The organism is Modestobacter versicolor (assembly GCF_041028285.1).
Taxonomy (GTDB): domain Bacteria; phylum Actinomycetota; class Actinomycetes; order Mycobacteriales; family Geodermatophilaceae; genus Modestobacter; species Modestobacter versicolor_A.
The window spans coordinates 1006477-1016351 of sequence record NZ_JABGDB010000002.1 but is presented as its reverse complement, the minus strand read 5'-3'; the positions used below and the strand labels follow the sequence as shown (position 1 = coordinate 1016351).

9 protein-coding genes are annotated in these 9875 nt (G+C 75.0%); 5 read left to right on the top strand and 4 right to left on the bottom strand.

Going from position 1 to position 9875, the window contains the following annotated elements; translation table 11 throughout:
* The 3 genes from HL054_RS11200 to HL054_RS11190 all read left to right on the top strand — a co-directional run.
* Positions 1-924: HNH endonuclease signature motif containing protein (locus tag HL054_RS11200; protein ID WP_369139070.1), on the top strand; the 924-nt coding region annotated here is incomplete at its 5' end.
* 132 nt (positions 925-1056) lie between these two features.
* Entirely contained in the window at positions 1057-1635 is a 579-nt protein-coding gene (locus HL054_RS11195; RefSeq protein ID WP_369139069.1) for a GNAT family N-acetyltransferase, read from the top strand.
* A 10-nt stretch (positions 1636-1645) separates the two neighbouring features.
* Positions 1646-2518 carry an alpha/beta hydrolase fold domain-containing protein gene (locus HL054_RS11190; RefSeq protein WP_369139068.1) on the top strand — a complete coding sequence of 291 codons (873 nt, stop codon included), beginning with the start codon at positions 1646-1648 and terminating at the stop codon, positions 2516-2518.
* Positions 2519-2581: 63 nt separating this feature from the next.
* Here HL054_RS11190 and HL054_RS11185 read toward each other — a convergent pair whose 3' ends face one another.
* The gene (locus HL054_RS11185; RefSeq protein ID WP_369139067.1) at positions 2582-4135 is read right to left on the bottom strand and encodes a M20/M25/M40 family metallo-hydrolase; all 1554 of its coding nucleotides are present in this window, start codon (positions 4133-4135) and stop codon (positions 2582-2584) included.
* 344 nt (positions 4136-4479) lie between these two features.
* Between HL054_RS11185 and HL054_RS11180 the strand changes: the two genes are divergently transcribed.
* Positions 4480-5538 carry a DUF3048 domain-containing protein gene (locus HL054_RS11180; protein ID WP_369139066.1) on the top strand — a complete coding sequence of 353 codons (1059 nt, stop codon included), beginning with the start codon at positions 4480-4482 and terminating at the stop codon, positions 5536-5538.
* Between the two features lie 22 nt (positions 5539-5560).
* On the opposite strand, the gene HL054_RS11175 is transcribed toward HL054_RS11180, so the two are convergent.
* Positions 5561-6397 carry a hypothetical protein gene (locus tag HL054_RS11175; RefSeq protein WP_369139065.1) on the bottom strand — a complete coding sequence of 279 codons (837 nt, stop codon included), beginning with the start codon at positions 6395-6397 and terminating at the stop codon, positions 5561-5563.
* A gap of 118 nt (positions 6398-6515) precedes the next feature.
* Here HL054_RS11175 and HL054_RS11170 point away from each other — a divergent pair, with 118 nt between their 5' ends.
* Positions 6516-8342: a metallophosphoesterase family protein gene (locus HL054_RS11170; protein WP_369139064.1), complete on the top strand. Its 1827-nt coding sequence runs from the start codon at positions 6516-6518 to the stop codon at positions 8340-8342.
* Between the two features lie 13 nt (positions 8343-8355).
* Here the strand turns inward: HL054_RS11170 and HL054_RS11165 are convergent, their stop codons facing one another.
* Both HL054_RS11165 and HL054_RS11160 read right to left on the bottom strand, forming a co-directional pair.
* Positions 8356-8511, bottom strand: coding sequence for a hypothetical protein (locus HL054_RS11165; protein ID WP_369139063.1), 156 nt, complete (start codon positions 8509-8511; stop codon positions 8356-8358).
* Between the two features lie 105 nt (positions 8512-8616).
* Entirely contained in the window at positions 8617-9762 is a 1146-nt protein-coding gene (locus HL054_RS11160; RefSeq protein ID WP_369139062.1) for a S8 family peptidase, read from the bottom strand.
* Positions 9763-9875 lie beyond the last annotated feature (113 nt).

Sequence of the window (9875 nt, the reverse complement as noted above, 5' to 3'; positions counted from 1 at the left end):
GCCTTCGCCGACGGTGCGCTGACCGCTGGTCAGGTGGCGACGATCGCCCCGATCACGGGGGAGGAGCAGCGGGCGGCGGCCGAGGCTCAGGGAGTTGACCTCGGTGCGGTGGACCGGGCGCTGACCGAGGTGGCGCAGAGCCCCGCCCACGAGCGGCTGGCGCAGGCCGTCCACCACTACCTCGAGGCGCTCGACCCGGACGGTGTGGAGCCGGACCCGACCGAGGGGCGCCGGTTGTCGATCGCCAAGCACGCGGATGGCAGCGTCACCGGGCGGTTCGACCTGGATGCGGTCGGCGGGGAGAAGGTGCAGGCGGCGATCGAGTCGATCGTGCAGGCCAACCGGCCCCAGGGTGATACCCGGACCAGGGCGCAGCAGAATGCCGACGCGTTGGTCCAGCTGTGTGACAACCAGCTCGCCGCCGGCAGCCTGCCGACCCTGCGGACGGTGAAGCCGCACGTGGTGGTGACCATCGACGTCGACGACCTGGCCGACACCGACACGACGGGGCCGGCGGCGGCGCGGACCGGGTTCGGTGCCCGTATCTCCGCCGCCCGGGCTCGCTGGCTGGCCTGCGACGCGACCATCTCCCGGCTCGTCATGGGTCCGGGCGGGTTGCCGCTGGACGTCGGCCGGGACAAGCGGGTCGTCCCACCGCACCTCCGCCGGGCAGTCGAGCAGCGCGACGGGCACTGCGTGTTCACCGGCTGCGCCGCACCCACGCACTGGTGCGACGTCCACCACCTACGCGAGTGGGTCGCCGACCAGGGCGAGACCAGCCTCGACAATTCCGCGCTGCTGTGCGAACGCCACCACACCAAGGTCCACCACGGCTTCCGCGTCGAACGACAACCCGGCGGGCGATGGCGCACCTGGCGACCCGACGGCACCGAGATCCTGATCGGCACACCGCTGCTCGTTTGAGCGGCCAGCCGCACCCATGGCACGGCACCATCAGGCAGGCGTCCCCGACGACGCCTGCCCGGACGGACCAGCGCGGCCGGCAGCGTTCGGCCACGGCTTGTGGGGGCCGGGCGGCCGGTCGAGGATCGCCGCGTGCCCACCGTCGTCGACGCGACCGCCGAACGCTCCGACGACCTCGCCGCGGTCTTCGGGACCCGGGGTGAGGCCTCCCGCTGCTGGTGCCAGTGGTTCCGGCACCAGCGCCCCGGCTTCTACGCCACCACCGCCGAGCAGCGCCACGACGACCTGCAGACGCAGCTGGCCGGGCCGCCGCCGCCCGGGGTGCTCGGCTACGACGACGCCGGCGACCCGGCCGGTTGGTGCGCGATCGCCCCCCGCGCGGACTACCCGCGCCTCAGCAGCTACCCCGTGGCCGCCGCGACCGCGGACGAGCCCGGGCTCTGGGCTGTCACCTGCTTCGTCGTCCGGGTCGGCAGCCGGCGGCAGGGTCTGACCGAGGTCCTCCTCGACGGCGCCGTCGACCTCGCCCGCCGGCACGGCGCCCGAGCCGTCGAGGGCTACCCGCTCGACACCACGGTGCGCACCGCCTCGGCGGCCGAGCTCTTCCACGGACCGCTGTCGGTCTTCCTCCGGCTCGGGTTCACCGAGGTGGCCCGCCCCAGCAAGGCCCGGCCCGTCGTCCGGCTCGCGCTGTCCTCACCCCAGCCGTGACAGTGACCCGGTGAGCCTGCAGATGCGCGCCGCCGAGGTCTTCCTCCGGCTGGCCTACAAGCCCCGGATGGCCACCGCCGAGCGCGCCCAGCAGCGCCTCGCCGCCGCCAAGGGCAGCACCGAACCGCCCGCCCGGCTGCGGGAGCGGCACGAGGTCCGCCGGCGGGAGGTCGGCGGCTTCCCCGTGCACACCGTCGCCCCGCGCGGACGGCCGGCCACCCGGGCGGCGGTCTACCTGCACGGCGGCGCGTACGTCAGCGCCATCGCCCCGCAGCACTGGGCGCTGGTCGCTGCCCTCGCCGACGCTGGCGTCCGGGTCGAGGTGCCGCACTACGGCCTCGCCCCGCAGCACACCCACCGCGACGCGTACCCCCTCGTCACCACCGTCTACCGGCAGCTGCTCGACGAGGTCGCCCCCGCCGACGTCACCCTCGCCGGCGACTCCGCCGGGGGCGGGCTGGCCCTCGGCGTCGCCCGGACGCTCACCGACCTGCCGCAGCCCCGGCAGCTCGTGCTCCTCTCGCCGTGGCTCGACCTCACGCTCAGCCACCCCGACCTGCCCGCCGTCGAGGCCCGCGACCCCTGGCTCAGCAGCGTGGGCCTCCGGGTGGTCGGGGAGGCCTGGGCCGGCGGCGACGACCCCACCGACCCGCGGCTCAGCCCGCTGAACGGGCCGCTCACCGGGTTGCCCCCGGTGCACGTGTACGTCGGCACCCACGAGCTCTGCCTGCCCGACGCCCTCGCGCTGCAGTCCCGCGGTCAGGAGGAGGGCGTCGACGTGGACGTCACCGTCTGCGAGGGGGCCGTGCACGTCTACCCGCTCGTACCGGTGCCCGAGGGCCGGGCGGCCGCTCGCGCCGTCGTCCGCACGATCGCCGGCTGACCCCGACGGCAGCGGGGCCGGACACCGACGGTGTCCGGCCCCGCTGTCGTGCCCTGCGTGCGGTCAGGCGGCCGCGTCGTGACCCGCCCAGCCACCACCGTGGCCGTGCCCGTCACCGTTGCCGTGGCCACCGCCGTGCCCGTTCCCGTGGCCGTTGCCGTGGCCGTTGCCGTTGCCGTGCCCGTTGCCCGGGGCGTTGTCGGTCGGGTCCAGCGGCGTCGGGTCCTGGGCGAGCGACAGCGTGGCGTAGGCGATCGCCCGGACGTTGATGCCCAGCGCGGTCTCGTCCACGTTGGTGATGTCGTCCGCGGCGGAGTGGTAGTTCGGGTCGTGGGTGATCCCCGCCGTCCCGCCGAAGAGCGCGACCTCGGCCTCGGTCTTCACGTCGTCGGCACCGGTGAACAGCCCGCTCGCCGGGATGCCGGCCAGGATGAACGCCTGGTAGTCCGACCGGCCGGAGAACTCGGTGTCCACCCACGGCTGCTGCGTGCCGTCGAACCAGTCGGTGAACACCTGCTCCAGCGACGCCGACCCCTCCGGGACGGCGACCGGCGCCACGTACGTCGACTGGTCGGCGTCGTACACGCCGATGATGTAGTTCGGCGACCCGATCATGTCGAAGTTCAGGTAGCCGGTGATCTGCCCGAGCTCGGCCTCGGTCAGCGACGCCACGTACTCGGTCGAGCCGATCAGCCCCGACTCCTCGGCGCCCCACCAGGCGAACCGGACGGCGTTCTGGGTCGGCTTGGTCTCTGCGAGCTCCAGCGCGGTCTGCAGGATCCCGGCCGAGCCGGTGCCGTTGTCGTTGATGCCCGGGCCCTCGGCGACGGAGTCCAGATGCGCGCCGAGCATGACCACGTTGTCCGGGTCGCCGTACGGCGTCTGGGCGATGATGTTGAACGTCGAGGTCGCGGTGATCTCCACGGCGATGTCCAGCGCCGCCGTCGCACCGGCCTGCGCGACCAGCGACTGGCCGACCGCCTGGGTCACGCCGCCGGCCGGGATGCCGCCGACGTCGCCGCCGAGGGTGCCGTTGAGCGGCTCGTCCGGGACGTTGTTGTAGATGACGATGCCCAGTGCGCCGGCCGCCGTCGCCAGCGCCTGCTTCTGGGTGAAGGTGCACACGCCGCGGGAGACCACCACGACGGTGCCGGCCACGGTCGCCGGGTAGTCCGTCGCCTCGCAACCGGGGGTCGCGTCGTCGGCGGCCACGGCCGACAGCGGCCCGGACACCGCCCCGGACGGCGAGTACTCCAGCGCGATGACGTCGATCGGCGCCCCGCCGACGGCGAGCGTCTGGGTCAGCGTGGTCGAGGACACGAAGTCGAACTCCTGCCGCTCGACCTCGTACCCGGCGTCCTCCAGCAGGGTCTGCACGTAGTCGCCGGAGGCGTCGTAGCCCGGCGTCCCGCTGGCCCGGGTGCCGCCGTTCTCGTCCGCGATCGCCTGGAACGCCTCCAGGTGCTCGACCACGTCGTCGGTGTGCACCCGGTGGGCGAACCCGGTGGGGTCGGGGTTGCCACCGGCGCCGGCCGGTGGCGCCAGCAGGACCGAGCCCACCAGCGTGACCGCTGCCGTGCCCAGGGTCAGGCCGGCTCTGTGCGTACGGAGTGACATCGTCGTCCTCTCGTCTGGCCGCGGGTTCCGTTCCTGCGGCCCGTCCCGGCAACGTAAGCGGGCCTGCGCGCCGCCGTCGAGGGCGAGCGGCGCACCCCGGCCACCGGCCGACGCTGTGCGCTCCCCGCACGCCGGCTGTGAACCCGCAGGTCGCGGCGGCACTCGGTCGGCCGCTGACCCCGGGACACGCCGGGTGACGACACGCCGCAGCATGCGCGATCTGCCATGGGTCGGTCGCGCCGGCCGGTACGCATCGACCTCCGGCCTGCCGATGACGACCGCTGACCGACCCCGGTCGCGCGACTGCCCGGCAGCCGCGTCCCGCACCGACGCAGGAGGCGCACGTGCGCACCCGCCCCGTCCGCCGCCGCCTCGCTGCGGCCCTGCTGGTCGGCGTCGCCCTGAGCGGTGCGGCCGGGTGCGGCGCCGACGTCGTCCCGGCGGCGTCCGCGGCCCCGGCGACCTCGTCCACCCCGCCGCCGCCCCCGCCCCCGCCGCCGGTGCTCTGGCCGCTGACCGGGCTGGAGAGCGGCCCGCAGCTGCCGCACCCGGCGCTCGCGGTGAAGATCGAGAACTCGCCCGACGCCCGCCCGCAGACCGGCCTGAACTCCGCCGACGTCGTCTGGGAGCAGGTCGTCGAGGGCGGCATCTCGCGCTTCGTGGCGGTCTACCACTCGGTGCTGCCGGCCGAGGTCGGCCCGGTCCGCTCGGTGCGGCCGATGGACCCGGCGATCGCCGCGCCGATGCACGGCCTGTTCGCCTTCTCCGGCGGCCAGCCCGGCTACGTCGGCGCGGTCGGCGACGCCGGGATGCAGGTGCTCAGCTTCGACGCGGGCAACGACGGCTTCTACCGGATCGACAGCCGCGACGCCCCGCACAACGTCTACGCGGCCCCGCTGACCCTGATCGCGCAGGCGGACGCCGCGCACCAGGCCGACCCGGTCGCGCAGTTCGACCTCGCGCCCACCATCGCCGAGGCGAGCGCCGTCACCGGCGGCGCGCTGGCGAACGTGCTGGACCTGAAGCTGTCCCCGTCGGCCCGGCCGAACTGGACCTGGGACCCGGTCGGGCTCACCTGGGTGCGCGCCGAGGGCACCACGCCGGCGGTCGAGGCCGACGGCAGCCCGCTGCGGGCGGCCAACGTGGTCGTCGTCCGGGTGGACGTGGTCGCCACCAGCGCGGTCGACCCGGCCGGCAACCCGGTCCCGGAGACGGTGCTCGAGGGCCGCGGCGAGGCGCTCGTCGCCACTGGCGGCGCCACGCTGCCGGTCACCTGGGTGAAGAACAGCGCCACCGACCGGCTCGTGCTGCTCGGCGCCGACGGCAACCCGGTGCGGCTGGCACCGGGCAACACGTGGGTCGAGCTGGTGCCCAACGGGGGCGGCGCCGTCACCGTCGGGTGACCGGCGCCGCGTCCCGGCGGACTCAGCTGCGCGACATCGCGGGGCGGGCCTTGGCCCAGTGCAGGAAGCGCGCGGCCTGCTGCAGGTCGGGGATGTCGTTGCCGACCAGCGACCGCAGCAGGTCGTTGCTCCACACCGCCAGCCGGCCGATCGTGTAGGCGCTCTTCTCGACCGGCGGCAGGTCGAGGTCGAACACCAGCTTGGCCAGCTCCTTCTTGCCGCCGGCGGCCGCCGTGTACTTCACCACCGGCAGGAAGCGCTCGGGCTCCACCACGCACAGCACCTTGGTGAGCAGCGACTCCTTGAACGACGGGAAGCCCAGGCCCTTCTTGCTGCCGTCGACCAGGTGGGTGAACCGGTCCTCCAGGGTCAGGCTCTCCGGCCCGAAGAGCAGGTACTCGATCGTGGCCCGCACCTGGGTGGCGGCCTTGTCCGGGCCGGCGGTCTTCCACGCCCGGTTGAAGCCGGACATGTTCGCCGGGTCGGCGACCGTCGTGGAGTTGGCGAAGTGCAGCAGCTGCTCCGGCGTCGCCGAGCGGAGCTCCTCGCGGGTGAACAGCGCCGCGTAGCGCGACCGGTAGGCCTCCACGTCGGGGTCGGGCTCCGGGCGGTCCATCAGGAACTCCGACGTCAGCAGCATCACCCGCTCCCGGACCTCGGGCCGGACGTCGGCGACGGTCGGGAAGGCCGCGTGCAGCGACTCCACCGTGCGGACAGCGGGGCGGGCCGGGTCGCGCCGGGCCTCGCCGCGCAGCCACTCGTGGCCGCACTCGTTGCAGTGGATGAGCAGCCGGCTGTCCGGCTGCGGGGTGCCGTTGATGTCCTCGGAGGAGCAGGAGGGGCAGTTGATCAGTGCCAAAGGGAGCCCCGTTCGTCGGCGACGAGTCAGCGAGCGCGTCGTCGTCGGTCGACACCAGGGTCCCACGCCCGGGGTCGGTGCCGTGGAACGGCGTGCACGGCTGGGACGATGGTGGGCGATGGCACGCACCCCCGGCGACGGCGAACAGCTCTCCCTGCCCTTCCCGGACGCCCGCGCCGACCGGGTGCGGCGGGCTGCCCGGCGGGCCGCCGCGGTGCTCGGCCGGGTGCTGCAGGTGGCGGTGCGGTGGCTGCTGCGGCTGGCGCTGCCGCTGCTGGCGGCCGCGGGGGTGCTCCAGGCCTTCCCGTACCACGCGACCGTGCAGGGCGTGCCGTTCGAGGTGCAGGGCACGCTGTTCCACCGGCCCGGGCTGTCGGCGGACACCACGCTGGGCAGCTGGGAGTTCCCCGACGTCAGCGGCGTCCCGTTCGGCGTGCACATCAGCCCCGAGGACGTCGACGTCCTGGAGCTGACCCGGCTGGCGGACGGCGACCTGCCCGGCTTCGTCGAGCGGCTGCAGGCCGACTTCACCGCCCAGCTGCCGCGGATCGCCACCTGGCTGGTCGCCGAGTTCCTGCTCGGTCTCGCGATCGGCCTGGCGGTGGCCGCGGCCATCAACATGTCGGTGCGCTACCTGCGCGGCCGGCCACGGCGGGAGCGCGAGCTCCGGTACCGCGCCGTCGAGGCCGGGGTGGCCGTGCTGGTCACCGTGGCCGTCGCCGCCTACGGCGTGCTCACCTACAACCCCGACTGGGTGCGCGACTCCCGGCTGACCGGCACGCTCGCCGCCGCCCAGCTGTTCCCCGACCAGCTGTCGGCCTACTACTCCCAGCAGTCGAAGGCGCTGGACGTGCTCGGCTCGGTGGTCGGCATCCAGGCCGCGCTGCAGGCGCAGATCGAGGACGACCAGACCCCGGACACCGCGCTGCGGATCATGTACGTGTCGGACATGCACCTGGCGGCGAACTGGCCGCTGGTCGGGCAGTACGCCGCCAATTACGACGTCGACCTGATCCTGAACACCGGTGACGAGAGCGCGTTCGGGACCCGGGAGGAGCTCACCCCGGCCTACCTGGACAGCATCGCCGCGGTCACCGCGACCACCCCGATGCTCTGGATCGCCGGCAACCACGACTCCCCGGCCACGGCGGAGATCCTGGCCACCGTCCCCGGCGTCACGGTGCTCGGGACGAAGACGGCCACCGCGGACGGCTACTCGGTCACCGCGGGCGTGGTGGAGGCCTACGGGCTGACCATCGCCGGGCTCAGCGACCCGCGGGTCTACGGCGCGCCGGGCGCGTACGGCGCCGACGACAAGGCGGTCACCGACCCGCTGGAGCGGGAGTCGGTGCAGCTGGCCGTCGGCCGTCCGGACCCGGACGACGAGCCCGACGGGGACGCCGACGAGACGACGTCCACCCCCGCGGACGGCGGAGCGGACGGCGGCACCGACGGCGGGGACGGGGACGCGACCGAGCCGCCGGACCCGGTCGACGTCTTCGCCGTGCACGAGCCGGTGCAGGCCGAGGCGGTGCGCGAGGAGCTGCCCGGGCTGGTGCGGCAGACGGTCTCCGGCCACGTGCACGCGCAGAACGACACCGCCGACATCCAGTCCGACGACGGCATCGACCTCGTCGAGGGCTCGACCGGCGCCGGCGGGCTGGACAACATCGTGCGCGGCGTCGAGCGGCCGCCGGTCGAGTTCAGCATCGGCTCGGTGGCGGAGGACTGCCAGTTCACCCGGGTGATCCGGTTCTCCATCGCCCCCAAGGCGGACGCCGCGATCCTGGTGGAGGGCGCCACCAGCGGGGACACCCCGCAGGCCTACGGCGACGACGTCACCGCCTCGACCGTCTACTTCCGGCCGCAGGACGTCGACCCGGACCGCACGTGCGGCACCCAGCTCGGCATCGGCGACGAGGAGCCCTGGCCGGGGGAGGGGTGAGCGCCGCCCCCGGTCAGGGCAGCGCGGTCATCCGCACCGGCTCGTCGACCGGCGACCGGGTGGGCCGGGCAGCGCTCGGCTCGCGGGCGGGCGGCGCGGCGGCCTCCGCACGGGCGGGCGGCGGAGGGGTGGGCCTCGTCGGGCGGACGAGGCGGTGCTCGAGCTGCACGGTCGGTCTCCTCGGTCGTGGGGACGGACGCGCGGCGGGGTCAGGGCCGCGCTGCAGAGGAGAGCGCCGAGGTGCCCCCGCTGATACAGCGGAGGCGGAACTCCCTCAGCTCGCGGTCGCGGCGGCCTGCTGCTGGTCCCAGGTGGCCAGCCGGACGACGGGCACCGCGGGCACCGCGCCATCGGGCCGGGTCCAGCCGGACGCGTAGGCCCCGCTGCGCAGCGCCGCCACCGCCTCCCGCGCGGTCAGCGGCCGGCGACCGGTCATCAGCCGGGCGATCGCGCCGGCCGCGACGGCGGCGGCGAACGACGTCCCGGACCAGCGCGCCCAGCCCTCGAAGGCGAGCTGCTCGCCGTCCGGCGCGGACACGGTCCCCTCGACGAAGGTGCTGACCAGCTGCGACCCCGGCGCGGCCAGGTCGATCCAGCGGCCGCGGTTGCTCCACGGGGCCCAGCCCGTCGAGCGGGGCGACTCCACCGCGCCCACCGACACCACGTCGCGCAGCGCGGCCGGCCAGAAGTCCTCCGGCGTCTCCGGCTCGCCCGGTCCGCCGAGGTTGCCGGCCGCGGCCACGACCACCATCTCCGGGTTGACGTCGTGCAGGTCGTCGACGAGCTGCTGCATCACCTCGCGGGAGTTCGGGTCGTCGGCGAAGCAGCCCAGCGACAGGTTGAGCACCTGCACGCCGCGCCGGGCCAGGGTCATCGCCGCCGCGGCGACCTCGCTGGACAGCGCCCGCCCGGTCGGGCCGAGCGCCCGCTCCACCCACACCCCCGCCGCCGGGGCCTGCTGCAGCACCAGCCCGGCGATGAAGGTGCCGTGCCCGACCTCGAGCCGGTCGGTGGGGGCGTGCCCGTTGCCGGTCGCCGGGTGCGGCTCGAAGTCCGACGGCGCGGAGAGGTAGCCGCCGGCCAGCCACGGGTGCGGCTGCACGCCGGTGTCCACCGTGCCGACCAGCACGCCCTCCCCGGTCCAGCTGCCGCCGGGCTCGTCGCGGCGGTCGCGCAGCTGCGCGCGCGTGGGCATCGGGGCGCCCTCGCCGCGGAAGTGCATCGGTGCGCCGGAGACCGGCACCGCCATCACCCGGTCGGCGTCCACGCCGGTGCACCGCTCCCGCGCCGAGTCGTACTCGGCCTCGGGCAGGTCGATGCGCTGCAGCCGGCCCGCCCCGACGTCGGTCCACCCGTGCCGCCGTCCGATCAGGTCCCGGACCAGCGGCACGGCGCGGTCGACGACGAGGAGAGTGGGCACAGCGGACCTCCGGGGTCTGGACGAGCGGGAACAGTCGGCTGCCACCGTGTCACCGGCAGCCCCGCCGCCGGGGGAACGGCGGCGCGGCACGTGCCGGGAACGCGGCGCAGACC

Excerpts from the sequence above, each read along its gene's own strand:
- HL054_RS11170 (WP_369139064.1), top strand. The coding sequence starts at position 6,516 with ATGGCACGCACCCCCGGCGACGGCGAACAGCTCTCCCTGCCCTTCCCG.
- HL054_RS11185 (WP_369139067.1), bottom strand. The coding sequence starts at position 4,135 with ATGTCACTCCGTACGCACAGAGCCGGCCTGACCCTGGGCACGGCAGCG.